Annotated in this window: 30 protein-coding genes; 1 reads left to right on the forward strand and 29 read right to left on the reverse strand. The window is 41.7% G+C overall.

The window, feature by feature from the left end:
- Positions 1-61 precede the first annotated feature (61 nt).
- The 29 genes from rpsK to rpsJ are packed head-to-tail and all read right to left on the reverse strand — an operon-like array spanning position 62 to position 13471.
- Positions 62-451: a 30S ribosomal protein S11 gene (rpsK, locus tag PB1_RS06200; RefSeq protein WP_003351402.1), complete on the reverse strand. Its 390-nt coding sequence runs from the start codon at positions 449-451 to the stop codon at positions 62-64.
- Between the two features lie 21 nt (positions 452-472).
- Positions 473-838 carry a 30S ribosomal protein S13 gene (gene rpsM, locus PB1_RS06205; RefSeq protein WP_003351403.1) on the reverse strand — a complete coding sequence of 122 codons (366 nt, stop codon included), beginning with the start codon at positions 836-838 and terminating at the stop codon, positions 473-475.
- A gap of 22 nt (positions 839-860) precedes the next feature.
- The gene (gene rpmJ / locus PB1_RS06210; protein WP_000868344.1) at positions 861-974 is read right to left on the reverse strand and encodes a 50S ribosomal protein L36; all 114 of its coding nucleotides are present in this window, start codon (positions 972-974) and stop codon (positions 861-863) included.
- A gap of 38 nt (positions 975-1012) precedes the next feature.
- Positions 1013-1231: a translation initiation factor IF-1 gene (gene infA / locus PB1_RS06215; protein WP_003348578.1), complete on the reverse strand. Its 219-nt coding sequence runs from the start codon at positions 1229-1231 to the stop codon at positions 1013-1015.
- The gene (locus PB1_RS06220; RefSeq protein WP_003351404.1) at positions 1218-1547 is read right to left on the reverse strand and encodes a KOW domain-containing RNA-binding protein; all 330 of its coding nucleotides are present in this window, start codon (positions 1545-1547) and stop codon (positions 1218-1220) included. The genes infA and PB1_RS06220 overlap by 14 nt, the downstream gene beginning before the upstream one ends.
- Before the next feature lie 16 nt (positions 1548-1563).
- Positions 1564-2310: a type I methionyl aminopeptidase gene (map, locus tag PB1_RS06225; protein ID WP_003351405.1), complete on the reverse strand. Its 747-nt coding sequence runs from the start codon at positions 2308-2310 to the stop codon at positions 1564-1566.
- Positions 2307-2960 (reverse strand): adenylate kinase, encoded by a 654-nt coding sequence (locus tag PB1_RS06230; RefSeq protein ID WP_003351406.1) that lies wholly within the window; start codon positions 2958-2960, stop codon positions 2307-2309. The genes map and PB1_RS06230 overlap by 4 nt, the downstream gene beginning before the upstream one ends.
- Before the next feature lie 58 nt (positions 2961-3018).
- Positions 3019-4314, reverse strand: a complete 1296-nt coding sequence (gene secY / locus PB1_RS06235; RefSeq protein WP_003351407.1) for a preprotein translocase subunit SecY — start codon at positions 4312-4314, stop codon at positions 3019-3021.
- Positions 4314-4754 (reverse strand): 50S ribosomal protein L15, encoded by a 441-nt coding sequence (rplO, locus tag PB1_RS06240; RefSeq protein ID WP_003351408.1) that lies wholly within the window; start codon positions 4752-4754, stop codon positions 4314-4316. Before rplO ends, secY begins: the two co-directional genes overlap by 1 nt.
- Before the next feature lie 31 nt (positions 4755-4785).
- Entirely contained in the window at positions 4786-4968 is a 183-nt protein-coding gene (gene rpmD, locus PB1_RS06245; RefSeq protein ID WP_003351409.1) for a 50S ribosomal protein L30, read from the reverse strand.
- Positions 4969-4981: 13 nt separating this feature from the next.
- Positions 4982-5482: a 30S ribosomal protein S5 gene (rpsE, locus tag PB1_RS06250; RefSeq protein WP_003351410.1), complete on the reverse strand. Its 501-nt coding sequence runs from the start codon at positions 5480-5482 to the stop codon at positions 4982-4984.
- A gap of 24 nt (positions 5483-5506) precedes the next feature.
- Positions 5507-5869: a 50S ribosomal protein L18 gene (gene rplR / locus PB1_RS06255; RefSeq protein WP_003351411.1), complete on the reverse strand. Its 363-nt coding sequence runs from the start codon at positions 5867-5869 to the stop codon at positions 5507-5509.
- A 32-nt stretch (positions 5870-5901) separates the two neighbouring features.
- On the reverse strand, positions 5902-6438 hold the full coding sequence (rplF, locus tag PB1_RS06260) for a 50S ribosomal protein L6 (RefSeq protein ID WP_003351412.1): 537 nt from the start codon (positions 6436-6438) through the stop codon (positions 5902-5904).
- A 31-nt stretch (positions 6439-6469) separates the two neighbouring features.
- Complete coding sequence (gene rpsH / locus PB1_RS06265; protein WP_003351413.1) at positions 6470-6868, reverse strand: 30S ribosomal protein S8; 399 nt, start codon at positions 6866-6868, stop codon at positions 6470-6472.
- 29 nt (positions 6869-6897) lie between these two features.
- On the reverse strand, positions 6898-7083 hold the full coding sequence (gene rpsN, locus PB1_RS06270) for a 30S ribosomal protein S14 (RefSeq protein ID WP_003348599.1): 186 nt from the start codon (positions 7081-7083) through the stop codon (positions 6898-6900).
- A 25-nt stretch (positions 7084-7108) separates the two neighbouring features.
- Positions 7109-7648, reverse strand: coding sequence for a 50S ribosomal protein L5 (rplE, locus tag PB1_RS06275; protein WP_003348601.1), 540 nt, complete (start codon positions 7646-7648; stop codon positions 7109-7111).
- A gap of 26 nt (positions 7649-7674) precedes the next feature.
- The gene (gene rplX, locus PB1_RS06280) at positions 7675-7986 is read right to left on the reverse strand and encodes a 50S ribosomal protein L24 (protein ID WP_003351415.1); all 312 of its coding nucleotides are present in this window, start codon (positions 7984-7986) and stop codon (positions 7675-7677) included.
- 34 nt (positions 7987-8020) lie between these two features.
- On the reverse strand, positions 8021-8389 hold the full coding sequence (rplN, locus tag PB1_RS06285; protein WP_003351416.1) for a 50S ribosomal protein L14: 369 nt from the start codon (positions 8387-8389) through the stop codon (positions 8021-8023).
- Between the two features lie 40 nt (positions 8390-8429).
- A complete protein-coding gene (rpsQ, locus tag PB1_RS06290; RefSeq protein ID WP_003348607.1) occupies positions 8430-8693 on the reverse strand; it encodes a 30S ribosomal protein S17 in 264 nt (87 codons plus the stop codon).
- A gap of 20 nt (positions 8694-8713) precedes the next feature.
- Entirely contained in the window at positions 8714-8917 is a 204-nt protein-coding gene (gene rpmC, locus PB1_RS06295) for a 50S ribosomal protein L29 (protein ID WP_003351417.1), read from the reverse strand.
- On the reverse strand, positions 8907-9341 hold the full coding sequence (rplP, locus tag PB1_RS06300) for a 50S ribosomal protein L16 (protein ID WP_003351418.1): 435 nt from the start codon (positions 9339-9341) through the stop codon (positions 8907-8909). The genes rpmC and rplP overlap by 11 nt, the downstream gene beginning before the upstream one ends.
- Before the next feature lie 2 nt (positions 9342-9343).
- Positions 9344-10000 (reverse strand): 30S ribosomal protein S3, encoded by a 657-nt coding sequence (gene rpsC / locus PB1_RS06305; protein WP_003351419.1) that lies wholly within the window; start codon positions 9998-10000, stop codon positions 9344-9346.
- A 3-nt stretch (positions 10001-10003) separates the two neighbouring features.
- Entirely contained in the window at positions 10004-10345 is a 342-nt protein-coding gene (rplV, locus tag PB1_RS06310; protein ID WP_003351420.1) for a 50S ribosomal protein L22, read from the reverse strand.
- An 18-nt stretch (positions 10346-10363) separates the two neighbouring features.
- Positions 10364-10642 (reverse strand): 30S ribosomal protein S19, encoded by a 279-nt coding sequence (rpsS, locus tag PB1_RS06315; protein WP_003348614.1) that lies wholly within the window; start codon positions 10640-10642, stop codon positions 10364-10366.
- A gap of 60 nt (positions 10643-10702) precedes the next feature.
- Positions 10703-11533 (reverse strand): 50S ribosomal protein L2, encoded by an 831-nt coding sequence (rplB, locus tag PB1_RS06320; protein WP_003351422.1) that lies wholly within the window; start codon positions 11531-11533, stop codon positions 10703-10705.
- A gap of 29 nt (positions 11534-11562) precedes the next feature.
- Entirely contained in the window at positions 11563-11847 is a 285-nt protein-coding gene (gene rplW, locus PB1_RS06325) for a 50S ribosomal protein L23 (RefSeq protein ID WP_003351424.1), read from the reverse strand.
- Positions 11847-12470, reverse strand: coding sequence for a 50S ribosomal protein L4 (gene rplD / locus PB1_RS06330; RefSeq protein WP_003351426.1), 624 nt, complete (start codon positions 12468-12470; stop codon positions 11847-11849). Before rplD ends, rplW begins: the two co-directional genes overlap by 1 nt.
- 24 nt (positions 12471-12494) lie before the next feature.
- A complete protein-coding gene (gene rplC / locus PB1_RS06335) occupies positions 12495-13124 on the reverse strand; it encodes a 50S ribosomal protein L3 (protein WP_003351427.1) in 630 nt (209 codons plus the stop codon).
- Between the two features lie 38 nt (positions 13125-13162).
- Positions 13163-13471, reverse strand: coding sequence for a 30S ribosomal protein S10 (gene rpsJ, locus PB1_RS06340; RefSeq protein ID WP_003348621.1), 309 nt, complete (start codon positions 13469-13471; stop codon positions 13163-13165).
- A gap of 432 nt (positions 13472-13903) precedes the next feature.
- Here rpsJ and PB1_RS06345 point away from each other — a divergent pair, with 432 nt between their 5' ends.
- On the forward strand, positions 13904-15133 hold the full coding sequence (locus PB1_RS06345; RefSeq protein WP_003351428.1) for an IS110 family RNA-guided transposase: 1230 nt from the start codon (positions 13904-13906) through the stop codon (positions 15131-15133).
- Positions 15134-15289 lie beyond the last annotated feature (156 nt).

The raw sequence follows: 15289 nt of genomic DNA on the forward strand, positions 1-15289 counted from the left end.
AACGTAAAAAAATTGTATCATATCCCATTATAGACAAGGATACAAAATCTATACAGAAAGATTAAACACGGCGACGTTTTGGCGGGCGACATCCGTTATGCGGAACTGGTGTTACGTCTTTAATTGCTGTGACTTCAAGTCCAGCAGCTTGCAGAGCACGGATAGCAGCTTCACGTCCTGCACCAGGTCCTTTAACTGTTACTTCAAGAGATTTCATACCGTGTTCCATTGACGATTTCGCTGCGGTTTCAGCTGCCATTTGAGCCGCAAATGGAGTTGATTTTCGAGAACCTTTAAAACCAAGCGCACCTGCACTTGACCAAGCAATCGCGTTGCCATGAACGTCAGTGATCGTTACGATTGTGTTATTGAAAGTAGAACGAATGTGAGCAATACCATTTTCAATATTCTTTTTCACACGGCGTTTGCGTGTATTTGTCTTACGAGCCATTTAGATAACCTCCTTTACCGATTATTTTTTCTTGTTCGCAACAGTCTTGCGAGGACCTTTGCGTGTACGCGCGTTATTTTTTGTATTTTGTCCGCGTACAGGTAAACCACGTCGATGACGCAAACCACGATAGCATCCGATTTCCATTAAACGCTTAATGTTAAGGGATACTTCACGTCGAAGGTCACCTTCAACCTTTAATTTATCAACGATATCACGGATTTTATTTAATTCATCTTCTGTTAAATCACGAACGCGAGTGTCTTCAGAAACACCTGCCTCCGTTAAAATCTTTTGAGCTGTAGCTTTACCGATACCATAGATATAAGTCAAAGAAATTACTACTCGTTTCTCACGTGGAATATCTACACCAGCAATACGTGCCATTTAGTGTGCACCTCCTTCGAAATTAACCTTGTTTTTGTTTATGTTTCGGATTTTCGCAGATAACCATTACTTTACCGCGTCTGCGTATAACTTTACATTTCTCGCAGATCGGCTTAACTGATGGTCTGACTTTCATTATTCTAACCTCCTTAATAGTACGGAGTGCTTTTAGGATTATTTAAAGCGGTACGTAATTCTGCCGCGTGTCAAGTCATATGGTGAAAGCTCAACCGTTACTTTATCTCCCGGTAGAATCCGAATAAAGTGCATGCGAATTTTACCGGACACATGAGCCAATACAGTATGACCATTTTCTAATTCTACCTTAAACATGGCATTTGGCAAAGTTTCAACAACTGTGCCTTCCACTTCAATAACATCATCTTTTGCCATCGAGCTCATCTCCCTTCTTAGACTCAAGTTTGGATTCATTTTTAAACTTTGCTAATGCAAAGCGAAGCTTTCCGTTTGTTACACGGCCTGTTTCCCTGATACTGCTTTGAACTTCCGGAGATATGTGTTGAATCAGTTGAAGATGTTGAATATTTTTTTTCTTGGGACGGTCAAACTTTCGTTTTTCTCCGTCTGCAAGATATACAAATGGTTCTTCTTCACCCAACCTTATTATTATAGCATATTGACCGGCATCCCGTCCGCTGGTAATTCGAACAATCTGCCCGACTTGCGGACCAGAATTATAATCGATCAACGAAAATCACCTGCACTTAGGCTTTCGTTAAAATTTCGCACCCTGTTTCAGTGATTGCTACAGTATGCTCAAAATGAGCACACAATTTTCCGTCAACTGTCACAACTGTCCAATCATCAGCTAACGTTTTAACATATCGGCTTCCCGCATTTACCATTGGTTCAATCGCTAATACCATTCCAGACTTTAGACGCGGACCTTTGTTGGGTGGACCGTAATGAGGAATTTGCGGATCTTCATGCAATTCTTTCCCTACTCCGTGTCCGGCATACTCGCGTACAATGGAAAAGCCGTTTGATTCCACATACGTTTGAATCGCATGGGAGATGTTCGATAGGCGCTGGCCAGGTTTTGCTTCGTTCAGACCTCTGTATAGAGATTCTTCCGTTACCTCTAAAAGGCGTTCTGTTTCTTCAACTATTTTTCCTACAGGATATGTCCAAGCCGAGTCACCATGATAACCGTTATATTTAGCACCGATATCAATTGTAATAATATCGCCCTCTTTTAAAACACGGTCACCCGGAATCCCATGGACAAGTTCATTGTTGACTGAGGCACAGATGCTTCCAGGGAAACCATTATAACCTTTAAAAGAAGGGATTGCATCAGATTTTAGGATAAACTGTTCCGCAATCGCATCCAGTTCCTTTGTCGTAATACCAGGTGAAATATGCTTTTTCAGCTCCTGATGGGTAAGGGCTACAATTCGGCAGGCATCCCTCATAATTTCAATTTCGCGAGGGGTTTTCGAAATGATCATTCATGTAAGCCCCCAAGTAATTCATCAATATCAGCAAACACTTTTTCGATCTCTTGCTGACCGTTGATATTGCGCAAATACCCTTTTGATTCATAAAAATCTAATAAAGGTTTTGTTTGTTTCTTATTTACTTCTAAACGATTTTGGACTGTCTCACTGTTATCATCTGCACGCTGATACAGCTCGCCTCCGCAGCGGTCGCAAACACCCTCGGCATTAGGAGGATTAAAGACAAGATGATACGTTGCGCCGCAGCTTTTACAAATACGGCGTCCAGTCAAACGTTCCATTAAAATATCTTGGTCTACATCAACATAAATGACATAATCAATTTTTTTGTCCATGCTGGCCAGCATGGCTTCAAGCGCTTCAGCTTGGGCAACTGTTCTAGGAAATCCGTCTAAAAGGAATCCTTTTTGACAGTCATCCTTGCTTAATCTCTCACGGACAATGCCAATCGTCACTTCATCAGGAACCAGCTCGCCTTTATCCATAAAAGATTTTGCCTTTAAACCAAGTTCCGTTCCTTCGTTCATAGCAGCACGGAACATATCTCCTGTTGAGATATGAGGGATGTCGTATTTTTCCACGATCTTCTCGGCCTGAGTGCCTTTACCTGCACCTGGTAGCCCCATTAATACTAAATTCACCCGTATTCCCCCTCAGTCTCTTAATGGGTTTTAGGGAGCATCCGTCCCTAAAACCTTTTTATTTAATAAAGCCTTTGTAATGACGCTTTACGAGCTGTGCTTCAAGTTGTTTCATCGTTTCAAGCGCTACACCGACAACGATGAGGAGGCTCGTTCCACCGATCTGAGCAGATTGCGGCAATCCGGCAAACTTAATGAAGAAAACCGGCAACACCGCAATAAATGCTAAGAACAATGAACCGACCAATGTCAGACGATATAAAACGCGTGTCAAATACTCTTGTGTGTTCTTTCCTGGACGGATACCAGGAATGTAACCGCCTTGCTTTTTAAGATTTTCCGCAACTTGCTCAGGATTTACTTGTATAAAAGCATAGAAGTACGTAAAGGCAACAATAAGTGCCACGTAAAAGATCATGCCGATCGGGTTAGTATAATCAAACGTCTTCTGAATCCAAAGCGTTACATCATTTTGACCAAAAAATGAAGCAATCGTTGGCGGCGTAACGATAAATGAAACCGCAAAGATTACCGGAATAACTCCGGCAGAATTAACCTTTAGCGGTAAATGCGTTGATTGTCCAACTGCAGGGTTTCTCCCTGCGGCCATACGCTTTGCATATTGAATCGGGATCTTCCGCAATGCCTGCTGGATAAAAATAACCCCGACAATAATCGCGATTACTGCTAGAACAATTAATACGACTATAATAATACGCAAGAATAATTGTTCCCCTGCATTTTCAAACTGTTGTGCATAGATTTGGTTAAATGTCGAAGGAATACCCGCAACAATTCCCGCAAAGATGATGATCGAGATTCCGTTTCCCACACCTTTTGCTGTAATCTGTTCGCCTAGCCACATTAAAAAAGCCGTTCCAGCCGTTAAAACAATTGCGATCAGCAGATAAGTAGTGATTCCCGGGTTTTTGATCAGCATACCTCTTGACATATTATTAAAGCCGTAAGACATACCAAAAGCTTGGATTAATCCAAGTACAATTGTAAAATATCGGGTAAACTGAGCTAATTTACGGCGCCCAACTTCTCCCTGTTTTGACCATTCCGTAAACTTTGGCACAACATCCATTTGCAGCAATTGAACAATGATCGATGCTGTGATATAAGGCATGATTCCCATCGCAAAAATGGAGAAATTTTTTAACGCTCCACCGCCGAATGTATTTAGAACGCCGAACACGTTAAGTTCATCTTGTACCTTTAAAATCTCTGCATTCACATTCGGTACTGGGATAAATGCACCGATGCGGAATACAATTAACATGAAAAGGGTGAATAAAATTTTACGTCTTATTTCACCCACGCGCATAAAATTGGAGATTGACTGAAACATTAAATCACCTCAGTTTGACCGCCGGCAGCTTCAATCGCTTCCTTTGCAGCAGAGGAGAATTTATGAGCTTTTACACTAAGCTTTTTCTCAACTTTTCCTTTTGCAAGAATTTTGACTCCTGCTTTTACATTACTTACAACGCCAGTTTCGATCAGAAGTTCTGGAGTAACTTCAGTACCTTCATCAAATCGGTTTAAAGCATCAAGGTTTACAACTGCATATTCTTTTCGGTTGATGTTTGTAAATCCCCGCTTAGGCAAACGTCTGAAAAGGGGAGTTTGACCACCTTCGAAGCCAGGACGAACACCACCTCCAGAACGTGCATTTTGACCTTTATGACCTTTGCCGGCTGTTTTACCGTTACCAGAACCGATACCGCGGCCTTTGCGTTTGCGGTCATGGCGAGAACCTTCTGCAGGCTTTAATTCATGAAGTTTCATGTTGGCACCTCCTTATTCAAGAAGAATGAAATTATAGTTCTTTTACCGTTACAAGGTGAGCAACTTTATTGATCATTCCGCGAATCGCTGGATTATCCTGATGCTCAACTGTTTGGTTTAATTTGCGTAATCCAAGAGCTTTAACTGTTTCGCGTTGGTCCCCAGGGCGGCCAATCACGCTGCGAGTGAGGGTAATTGCTAGTTTTTTCGCCATTTCATTTCCCTCCTTATCCTAACAGTTCTTCTACTGATTTACCACGTAATTTCGCTACGTCCTCAGCACGTTTTAATTGTTTTAATCCGTCAATTGTTGCACGAATCATGTTGATTGGTGTATTTGTTCCTAATGATTTAGACAGGATATCATTAACACCGGCTAACTCAAGAACCGCACGAACCGGACCGCCGGCGATAACTCCAGTACCTTCAAGAGCAGGTTTTAAAAGGATTTCACCTGCACCGAAATGTCCGATTACTTCGTGTGGAATTGTTGTTCCAACGATTGGTACTGTAATTAAGTTTTTCTTGGCATCTTCAATTGCTTTGCGAATTGCATCAGGTACTTCTTGTGCTTTTCCAGTACCGAAGCCAACATGACCGTTTTTATCTCCTACTACTACAAGAGCGGAGAAGCGGAAACGACGACCGCCTTTAACAACTTTCGCTACACGGTTAACGGTAACTACACGTTCTTCCAGTTCAAGTTTGTTTGGATCAATACGACGCATTTTTTCGTGTCCCTCCTTTGTCTATTAAAATTCCAAGCCGTTCTCGCGGGCAGCTTCTGCTAAAGCTTTTACACGACCATGATAAAGGTATCCGCCGCGATCAAACACCACGGTTTTAATTCCTTTTTCGACGGCACGTTTAGCAACTAATTCTCCGACCTTTTGTGCTGCCTCAATGTTGGCGGTAGACTCAAGGTTTAAGTCTTTGTCTAGAGTAGAAGCACTTGCGATAGTAACTCCATTCACATCGTCAATTAATTGCGCATAAATGTGTTTATTTGAGCGAAACACGTTTAAACGAGGACAAACTTCAGTACCGCTAAGTTTTGCACGAACACGAGCATGTCTTTTCTTGCGGACTGCATTTTTATCAGCCTTCGTAATCATTCTGGTCACTCCTTTCGTTTACCTATGCGGTATTACTTACCAGTTTTACCTTCTTTGCGGCGCACGTATTCACCTTCGTAACGAATTCCTTTACCCTTATACGGCTCAGGCGGACGAACTTGGCGAATATTCGCAGCTAAAGCTCCAACGCGTTCTTTGTCAATACCTTTTACAACAACTTTTGTATTAGCTGGAACTTCAATTTCAAGGCCTTCTTCAGGTTCAATTTCTACAGGATGAGAGTAACCGACATTTAGTACAAGCTTTTTGCCTTGTTTTTGAGCACGGTATCCGACCCCGATCAACTCAAGGCTTCTTTCAAAGCCTTTGGATACTCCTTCTATCATGTTTGCGATAATCGCACGAGTTGTTCCGTGTAATGCGCGGTGTTCTTTCTCATCAGTCGGGCGAGAAACAGTAATTACGTTTTCTTCAACTTTAATTTCGATATCCGGATTGAAAGAACGAGTCAATTCGCCCTTGGGACCTTTTACTGTCACAGAGTTGTTATTAACAGTGACTGTAACACCTGATGGAATTTCAATTGGTTTTTTACCTATACGAGACATTTATTGCACCTCCATTCATTCAGAAACTGTATTACCAAACGTATGCTAAAACTTCTCCGCCGATTTGTTTTGCACGAGCTTCTTTATCGGTCAAAACACCTTGCGAAGTTGATACAAGTGCGATGCCAAGACCATTTAATACGCGAGGCACTTCGTTTGATTTTGCATATACACGAAGACCAGGTTTGCTAATGCGCTTTAAACCTGTGATAACACGTTCATTGTTCGGACCGTATTTTAGGAAAATGCGGATAATACCTTGTTTATTATCTTCAATATACTCTACATCACGAATGAAACCTTCGCGTTTTAGAATTTCAGCGATTTCTTTTTTGATATTAGAAGCAGGCACTTCTAATTTTTCGTGACGAACCATATTCGCATTGCGAATACGAGTAAGCATATCTGCAATTGGATCTGTCATGACCATTGTTTTTACCTCCTTCCCAGACTTGGGTTTTACCAGCTTGCTTTTTTCACACCAGGAATTTGTCCTTTGTATGCTAATTCACGGAAACAAATACGGCAAAGCTTGAATTTGCGGTATACAGAGTGTGGACGGCCGCAGCGTTCGCAGCGTGTATACTCTTGCACTTTAAATTTCGGCTTGCGTTTTTGTTTCGCAATCATGGATTTTTTAGCCACGTTTTCGCCTCCCTCTATTTAGCGATTACTTTTGGAACGGCATTCCAAATTGAGTTAAAAGTTCACGAGCCTCTTCATCAGTTTTAGCAGTGGTTACGATCACGATATCCATACCACGTACTTTACTTACTTTATCGTAATCAATTTCAGGGAAGATTAACTGTTCTTTTACACCAAGTGTGTAGTTCCCGCGGCCGTCAAATGCCTTCTTGGAAACTCCGCGGAAGTCACGTACACGCGGAAGTGAAACAGAAATCAGTTTGTCGAAAAACTCATACATGCGCTCTCCGCGAAGAGTAACTTTTGCACCGATTGGCATACCTTCACGAAGGCGGAAACCAGCGATTGATTTTTTCGCACGAGTTACAACCGGTTTTTGGCCTGTAATTGTCGCAAGCTCTTCAACAGCGTTATCAAGAGCTTTAGCGTTTTGAACAGCGTCACCAACACCCATGTTGATTACGATTTTTTCAAGTTTAGGTACTTCCATTACAGATTTATAGTTGAACTTGCTCATTAGAGCAGGAGTAATTTCTTTTACAAATTTCTCTTTTAGGCGGTTCATTAATTGTACCTCCCTTCTTATATGAACTATTTATCTAAAACTTCACCAGATTTTATTGCAATGCGAACTTTTTTGCCATCAACCACTTTGTAGCCAACACGTGTTGGTTCTCCTGATTTCGGATCGATAGGCATTACGTTTGATACATGAATAGGTGCCTCTTGGCTGATAATTCCGCCCTGCGGATTCGCTTGAGAAGGTTTAGAATGCTTCTTAATAATATTTACACCTTCAACCAAGACACGGCTTTGCTTAGGAAAAGCAGCCAGGATGATTCCTGTTTTGCCTTTGTCTTTGCCAGAGATGACCATTACTTTGTCACCTTTTTTTACATGCATCTGTACGCACCTCCTTAAAGGCATAGAATTTTAATTATAGTACTTCCGGAGCTAAGGAAACGATTTTCATAAAGTTGTTGTCGCGAAGTTCACGGGCAACTGGACCGAAGATACGTGTTCCGCGAGGGCTTTTATCATCACGGATAATCACGCATGCGTTTTCATCAAAACGAATGTATGTGCCGTCATTGCGGCGCACGCCGCGTTTTGTACGAACAACAACTGCTTTTACAACATCACCTTTTTTAACAACGCCACCTGGTGTTGCTTGTTTGACTGTACAAACAATAATGTCTCCGATATTAGCAGTTTTACGGCCGGAACCACCAAGAACTTTAATAGTAAGTACTTCACGAGCACCAGAGTTGTCAGCAACTTTTAATCGTGATTCTTGTTGAATCATGAGTGTAACCTCCCTTCGAAATCAACCTTAATCCGAATAATTAAATAATAACGGCTTTTTCTACCACTTCAACTAAACGGAAGCGCTTTGTGGCTGAAAGAGGGCGAGTTTCCATAATGCGTACGATATCGCCGACTTTTGCCTGGTTTTGCTCATCATGAGCTTTAAACTTCTTAGAGTATTTAACGCGTTTACCGTAAAGAGGATGCTTTTTATAAGTCTCTACAAGAACTGTAATCGTCTTATCCATCTTGTCAGAAACAACGCGTCCTGTGTAAACTTTGCGTTGGTTACGTTCACTCATTGTGCAAACCTCCTCTCAGGTTATCGATTGTTGACACCGATCTCTCTTTCGCGAATAACAGTTTTCATTCGAGCAATCGCTTTGCGTACTTCACGAATGCGGGCTGTATTTTCGAGTTGTCCAGTCGCTAATTGAAAGCGTAAGTTGAAAAGCTCTTCTTTTAACGATTTTACTTTTTGTTCAATTTCGGCAGTGGTAAGGTCACGAATTTCATTAGCTTTCATTAGATTCACCACCAATTTCTTCTCGTTTTACAAACTTACATTTTACTGGAAGTTTGTGTGATGCAAGGCGCAATGCTTCGCGTGCGATTTCTTCGGATACACCTGCAACTTCAAACATTACTTTCCCTGGCTTTACAACTGCTACCCAGCCTTCAGGAGCACCTTTACCGGAACCCATTCGGACCTCTAGAGGTTTCGCAGTGTATGGCTTATGTGGGAAGATTTTAATCCAAACTTTACCGCCACGTTTCATGTAACGTGTCATGGCAATACGTGCAGCTTCGATTTGACGGTTTGTAATCCACCCAGCTTCAGTTGCTTGTAAACCGAATTCACCGAAATGTACTTCTGTACCGCCTTTAGCGCGTCCGCGCATTTTTCCGCGGTGTTCACGGCGGAATTTAACACGTTTTGGCATTAACATAATTAATTGCCTCCTTCCTCAGTTTTCTTCTTTGCAGGAAGGACTTCTCCACGATAGATCCATACTTTTACGCCAAGCTTGCCGTAAGTTGTATCAGCTTCAGCTGTTCCATAGTCGATGTCGGCACGAAGAGTATGAAGTGGAACTGTTCCTTCGCTGTAGTGCTCAGAACGGGCAATATCGGCACCGCCTAAACGACCAGATACCATTGTTTTAATACCTTTTGCTCCTGCGCGCATTGCACGTTGAATAGCTTGTTTTTGTGCACGTCGGAATGATACGCGATTTTCTAATTGACGAGCAATATTTTCAGCAACTAATTTTGCATCAATATCAGCTCTCTTAATTTCAAGAATATTGATGTGTACTCGTTTACCTGTAAGATTGTTTAGCGCCTTGCGAAGAGCTTCAACTTCTGTACCGCCTTTTCCGATTACCATTCCAGGCTTTGCAGTGTGGATAGTAATATTTAAACGGTTTGCAGCACGTTCAATTTCTATTTTAGAAACAGAAGCATCGCTTAAACGCTTCGTGATGTATTCACGAACTTTAAGGTCTTCGTGTAAAAGATCAGCATAGTCTTTTCCTGCGTACCATTTGGATTCCCAATCACGGATGATCCCGATACGCAAACCGACTGGATTTACTTTTTGACCCACTAATTATCCCTCCTTCTTTTCTGATAAAACGATTGTAATATGACTTGTACGTTTGTTAATTTGGCTTGCACGGCCCATTGCACGAGGACGGAAACGTTTTAAAGTCGGTCCTTCGTTTACGTAAGCCTGAGATATAATGAGATTATTAACGTCCATTTCGTAGTTATGTTCTGCGTTAGCAACTGCAGATTTCAAAACTTTTTCTACTATCGGAGAAGCAGCTTTTGGAGTGTGTTTTAAAATCGCTACCGCTTCACCAACTTGCTTTCCTCGAATTAGATCAACAACTAAACGAGCTTTACGAGGAGCAATACGAACTGTTCTTGCAACAGCTTTAGCTTGCATCTGAATGCCCTCCTCTCATTAACGTCTTGTTTTCTTATCGTCACTTGCATGGCCTTTGTAAGTGCGAGTTGGAGCAAACTCTCCTAGCTTGTGGCCTACCATATCTTCAGTAATGTATACAGGAACATGTTTGCGGCCGTCATAGACAGCGATTGTGTGTCCAATGAATTGCGGGAAGATCGTTGAACGGCGCGACCAAGTTTTCACAACTTGTTTTTTATCCGTTTCATTTAATTTTTCGATCTTTTTCATTAAATGCTCATCAACAAAAGGTCCTTTTTTTAAGCTGCGACCCATAATTGAACCTCCCTTCGTGATTGCTCTACGGTTCGATGAATGAACCGTAGTTCAACCCCGTTATTTTTTACGACGACGTACGATAAATTTATCAGATTTGTTTTTCTTTTTGCGAGTTTTGTAACCAAGAGTTGGTTTGCCCCAAGGAGTCATTGGAGACTTACGTCCGATTGGCGCACGTCCCTCACCACCGCCGTGCGGGTGATCGTTAGGGTTCATTACAGAACCGCGAACTGTTGGGCGTTTACCTAGCCAACGAGAACGTCCGGCTTTACCAATGTTAATTAGTTCGTGCTGTTCGTTGCCGACTTGGCCGATAGAAGCACGGCAATTAGCAAGGATCATGCGAACTTCGCCAGAGTTTAAGCGAACAAGTACGTATTTGCCTTCTTTACCAAGAACTTGTGCGGAAGTACCGGCTGAACGTACTAATTGACCACCTTTACCAGGCTTTAATTCGATGTTGTGTATAACTGTACCTACAGGAATGTTTGCTAATGGGAGTGCGTTTCCAACTTTAATGTCTGCTTCTGGTCCAGACATAATTTCCATACCTACTTCAAGGTTTTTTGGAGCTAGGATGTAACGCTTTTCTCCATCAACATAGTTAATTAATGCAATATTTGCAGAACGGTTTGGATCGTATTCGATAGTGGCAACGCGTCCTGGAATGCCGTCTTTGTCACGTTTAAAATCGATTATACGGTATTGACGCTTATGACCGCCACCTTGATGACGAACAGTTAACTTACCTTGGTTGTTGCGGCCGCCTTTTCTTTTTAAAGGAGCAAGCAATGATTTTTCCGGTTTGTCAGTAGTGATTTCGGAAAAATCTAAACCCGTCATGCCGCGACGACCGTTGGAGGTAGGTTTGTACTTTTTAATCGCCATTTTAGTTCCCTCCTCTTCTAATCAAAATATTATGCTTCAAATAATTCGATTTCTTTGCTGTCTTCAGTGAGTTTCACGATGGCTTTGCGGCGCTTATTTGTATAACCGCCGAATTTGCCCATTCGCTTGAACTTTCCTTTATAGTTCATGATATTTACTTTTTCAACTTTTACGCCGAAAATTTCTTCAACAGCGTCTTTTACTTGAGTTTTGTTAACTCTTACATCCACTTCAAAAGTGTATTTTTTTTCAGCCATTAGATCAGTTGAACGTTCAGTGATTACGGGGCGCTTAATGACTTCACGTGCATCCATTACGCAAGCACCTCCTCTACTTTTTCAACCGCTGCTTTCGTCAAGATCAGTTTATCATGATTTAAAACATCCAACACATTGATTCCATTTGCTGCCACTACAGTCACACCAGGGATGTTTCGCGCAGATAATGCGACATTTTCATCCAGATCAGCTGTAACGACAAGCGCTTTTGTATTAACAGAAAGATTCTTTAATACACCTTTAAAGTCTTTTGTTTTTGGAGTTTCGAAAGCAAGGTTTTCTAATACTAAAATATTTTCTTCTAATACTTTAGAAGATAATGCTGATTTGATTGCTAAGCGGCGAACTTTTTTAGGAAGCTTGTAGCTGTAGCTGCGTGGCACAGGACCGAATACAGTACCGCCGCCGCGCCATTGCGGAGAACGGATGGAACCTTGGCGAGCACGGCCAGTTCCTTTTTGGCGCCACGGTTTGCGGCCACCGCCAGATACTTCAGAACGAATTTTTGTTTTATGAGTTCCTTGACGTAAAGAAGCTCTTTGCATAACAACAGCTTCAAATAATACGTGTTTATTAGGCTCGATACCAAAAACGGCGTCGTTTAGTTCGATTTCACCAACTTGTGAACCGTTTTGGTTAAATAATGCTACTTTCGGCATTCTTTTTTCCTCCTTTCTGGTTTATTACTTTGCTTTAACCGCACTTTTAATTTTAACAAGTCCTTTTCTCGGACCCGGTACATTGCCTTTGATTAAAAGCAAGTTGCGCTCTTTATCAACCTTTACAATTTGCAGGTTTTGAACTGTAACTTTTTCTCCGCCCATGCGTCCAGGAAGATTTTTGCTCTTGAATACACGGTTTGGTGCGATAGGTCCCATTGAACCAGGACGGCGATGGTAACGAGAACCGTGAGCCATTGGTCCGCGAGATTGTCCGTGGCGCTTAATCACACCTTGGAAACCTTTACCTTTTGAGATTCCCGTCACATCTACAAAATCTCCTTCTGCGAAAATATCAACTTTGACTTCTTGACCAACTTCATACTCAGCTAAGTCAACTCCGCGGAATTCGCGAATGAAGCGCTTAGGAGCAGTATTTGCTTTGGCAGCATGCCCTTTTTCCGGTTTGTTGGAAAGCTTTTCCCGCTTGTCTTCAAATCCAAGCTGAAGAGCTTCGTAGCCGTCAGTTTCGACAGATTTCTTTTGAAGAACTACGTTTGGAGCTGCTTCTACAACAGTCACAGGGATAAGGTCACCGTTTTCAGCAAATACTTGAGTCATACCGATTTTTCTTCCTAAGATTCCTTTGGTCATTTCAGTCACACCTCCTAATTTCTACATCATTTATTTCATTAAAGTTTTATTTCAATATCAACGCCTGATGGCAAATCTAAACGCATTAACGAATCAACTGTTTGTGGAGTTGGATTGATGATGTCGATTAGACGTTTGTGTGTGCGCATCTCAAATTGTTCACGAGAATCTTTGTACTTATGCACCGCACGAAGAATTGTGTAAACAGATTTTTCAGTCGGAAGCGGGATCGGACCGGATACAGCCGCACCAGAACGTTTTGCTGTTTCTACAATTTTTTCTGCAGATTGATCAAGAATTCGGTGATCATAAGCTTTTAAACGAATACGAATTTTTTGTTTTGCCATTATTTTTCCCTCCTCGTATAGTATTTTTAGAATTCTCTTTTGAGGTATTTTCCAGTTAGATTTCTGTTCATTCATAACTTCATAGGAGCTAGTTCAGATAGTGGTGGGCTAGCCCACCACTATCTGAAGAATTTCCATTTTAGGGGTGGACTTTTCGTGATGTCCCTAGATAATGGTTTTAAGGATCATTTGGGGAAATCCTTCTCCCTCCTGTAGCTTTGACTACTTAATAAAGTCTGTTTCTCCAGCTCTTGTTTGAACTTCTAACCCGCAGGCTGTTCCCTCTGGCAACCCATGCTGGAAGTGGCAGCTTCCAGGCAGCTCATGGATCAGAGCGAGTTCTCATACGCGAGGGTGATTGATCAACAAGTGCGCTGGGGACATCCCGAAGAGTCCTTCCCACTGATCCTAAAATGAAAGGAGGTTTCTCCCATGAAGTTATTTGTCGGAATAGACGTCAGCTCTCAAGATATGAAAGCTTGTGTCATGAATTTAGATGGTGAAACATTATCTTCTCAAACTGTTGAAAACAATTTAACCGGGGCATCTTATCTACGAAATCAAATTGTAGATATTGCCCAAAAAAACTTGATTCAAGAGATTCAAATTGGAATGGAAGCAACATCTGTTTACAGTTGGCATCCATCCATGTTCTTTCATGAAGATGAATCCTTGAAAAAGTTTAAAACGAAAGTGTTTACGATTAACCCAAAACTAATTAAGAAGTTTAAGGAGTCTTATACGGATCTCGATAAAACAGACCATATCGATGCCTGGATTATTGCGGATCGACTCCGTTTCGGGCGCCTTCGACTTTCGGCTGTCATGCAGGAACAATATATTGCCCTTCAAAGATTAACGAGAATGAGATATCATCTCGTTCACAATTTAACTCGTGAAAAACAGTATTTCCTCCAACACCTTTTTTACAAGTGCAGTTCCTTTACGGCTGAAGTGGAAAGCTCCGTGTTTGGGAACGCCATGATGGAGCTGTTACTCGAAAAGTATAGCCTGGATGAAATCAGCTCCATGGATATCCAGGAACTTGCGCATTATCTTCAGGAAAAGGGCAAAAATCGCTTTACTGATGCCGAATGTATAGCCAAGTCCATTCAAAAGGCAGCCAGATCTTCTTATCGTTTATCCAAGTGTGTAGAAGACTCGATTGACCTTTTGTTGGCAACTTCCATTGAGTCCATTCGCAGTATTACCAAGCAGATCAAGGAATTGGATAAAGCTATTCGAAAGCTACTAGATGGCATTCCAAACACCTTACAGTCGATTCCTGGTATCGGACCCGTTTATTGTGCCGGAATATTAGCTGAAATTGGACAAATTGAACGCTTTGATAATCAAGCATCATTAGCGAAATATGCCGGGTTAACATGGTCCAAGCATCAATCAGGAAAGTTTCAGGCAGAGGAAACAAACATGATACGATCAGGGAATCATTATCTTCGTTACTACCTAGTTGAAGCTGCCAACTCGGTACAACGACTTGAACCTGAATTTCGGGCATACTACCTGAAAAAGTATCATGAGGTTCCAAAGCACCAACATAAAAGAGCACTCGTCTTAACTGCAAGAAAACTTGTGCGTTTGGTCGATGCGCTGCTACGTAACGACCAAATTTACACGCCTAGAAGGAAGGTGGATAAATAGGGAGTAACAAGACCCTAAATCCTTCTATTATTTCCAGTAAATGTAATAAATTTTACTGGGTTTCTTTAGTATTGCCTTTTTTAGAACTTTTACGGTTTAGAATTTCCAATTCCATTGATTTTGGTGCTTGACATATTACCGCAGGACTTTTCGCCT

The sequence above is a fragment of the Bacillus methanolicus PB1 genome (genome assembly GCF_000262755.1).
GTDB classification, from domain to species: Bacteria; Bacillota; Bacilli; order Bacillales; family Cytobacillaceae; genus Bacillus_Z; species Bacillus_Z methanolicus.

What these genes read in the sequence shown, in the direction of transcription:
- rpsK (WP_003351402.1), bottom strand. Translation starts at nt 451, where the DNA reads ATGGCTCGTAAGACAAATACACGCAAACGCCGTGTGAAAAAGAATATT.
- rpsM (WP_003351403.1), bottom strand. Translation starts at nt 838, where the DNA reads ATGGCACGTATTGCTGGTGTAGATATTCCACGTGAGAAACGAGTAGTA.
- rpmJ (WP_000868344.1), bottom strand. Translation starts at nt 974, where the DNA reads ATGAAAGTCAGACCATCAGTTAAGCCGATCTGCGAGAAATGTAAAGTT.
- infA (WP_003348578.1), bottom strand. Translation starts at nt 1,231, where the DNA reads ATGGCAAAAGATGATGTTATTGAAGTGGAAGGCACAGTTGTTGAAACT.
- map (WP_003351405.1), bottom strand. Translation starts at nt 2,310, where the DNA reads ATGATCATTTCGAAAACCCCTCGCGAAATTGAAATTATGAGGGATGCC.
- secY (WP_003351407.1), bottom strand. Translation starts at nt 4,314, where the DNA reads ATGTTTCAGTCAATCTCCAATTTTATGCGCGTGGGTGAAATAAGACGT.
- rplO (WP_003351408.1), bottom strand. Translation starts at nt 4,754, where the DNA reads ATGAAACTTCATGAATTAAAGCCTGCAGAAGGTTCTCGCCATGACCGC.
- rpmD (WP_003351409.1), bottom strand. Translation starts at nt 4,968, where the DNA reads ATGGCGAAAAAACTAGCAATTACCCTCACTCGCAGCGTGATTGGCCGC.
- rpsE (WP_003351410.1), bottom strand. Translation starts at nt 5,482, where the DNA reads ATGCGTCGTATTGATCCAAACAAACTTGAACTGGAAGAACGTGTAGTT.
- rplR (WP_003351411.1), bottom strand. Translation starts at nt 5,869, where the DNA reads ATGATTACGAAGGCTGATAAAAATGCAGTCCGCAAGAAAAGACATGCT.
- rplF (WP_003351412.1), bottom strand. Translation starts at nt 6,438, where the DNA reads ATGTCTCGTATAGGTAAAAAACCAATTGAAATTCCATCAGGTGTTACA.
- rpsH (WP_003351413.1), bottom strand. Translation starts at nt 6,868, where the DNA reads ATGGTCATGACAGATCCAATTGCAGATATGCTTACTCGTATTCGCAAT.
- rplE (WP_003348601.1), bottom strand. Translation starts at nt 7,648, where the DNA reads ATGAACCGCCTAAAAGAGAAATTTGTAAAAGAAATTACTCCTGCTCTA.
- rplX (WP_003351415.1), bottom strand. Translation starts at nt 7,986, where the DNA reads ATGCATGTAAAAAAAGGTGACAAAGTAATGGTCATCTCTGGCAAAGAC.
- rplN (WP_003351416.1), bottom strand. Translation starts at nt 8,389, where the DNA reads ATGATTCAACAAGAATCACGATTAAAAGTTGCTGACAACTCTGGTGCT.
- rpsQ (WP_003348607.1), bottom strand. Translation starts at nt 8,693, where the DNA reads ATGAGTGAACGTAACCAACGCAAAGTTTACACAGGACGCGTTGTTTCT.
- rpmC (WP_003351417.1), bottom strand. Translation starts at nt 8,917, where the DNA reads ATGAAAGCTAATGAAATTCGTGACCTTACCACTGCCGAAATTGAACAA.
- rplP (WP_003351418.1), bottom strand. Translation starts at nt 9,341, where the DNA reads ATGTTAATGCCAAAACGTGTTAAATTCCGCCGTGAACACCGCGGAAAA.
- rplV (WP_003351420.1), bottom strand. Translation starts at nt 10,345, where the DNA reads ATGCAAGCTAAAGCTGTTGCAAGAACAGTTCGTATTGCTCCTCGTAAA.
- rpsS (WP_003348614.1), bottom strand. Translation starts at nt 10,642, where the DNA reads ATGGGTCGCAGCTTAAAAAAAGGACCTTTTGTTGATGAGCATTTAATG.
- rplB (WP_003351422.1), bottom strand. Translation starts at nt 11,533, where the DNA reads ATGGCGATTAAAAAGTACAAACCTACCTCCAACGGTCGTCGCGGCATG.
- rplW (WP_003351424.1), bottom strand. Translation starts at nt 11,847, where the DNA reads ATGGATGCACGTGAAGTCATTAAGCGCCCCGTAATCACTGAACGTTCA.
- rplD (WP_003351426.1), bottom strand. Translation starts at nt 12,470, where the DNA reads ATGCCGAAAGTAGCATTATTTAACCAAAACGGTTCACAAGTTGGTGAA.
- rplC (WP_003351427.1), bottom strand. Translation starts at nt 13,124, where the DNA reads ATGACCAAAGGAATCTTAGGAAGAAAAATCGGTATGACTCAAGTATTT.
- rpsJ (WP_003348621.1), bottom strand. Translation starts at nt 13,471, where the DNA reads ATGGCAAAACAAAAAATTCGTATTCGTTTAAAAGCTTATGATCACCGA.
- PB1_RS06345 (WP_003351428.1), top strand. Translation starts at nt 13,904, where the DNA reads ATGAAGTTATTTGTCGGAATAGACGTCAGCTCTCAAGATATGAAAGCT.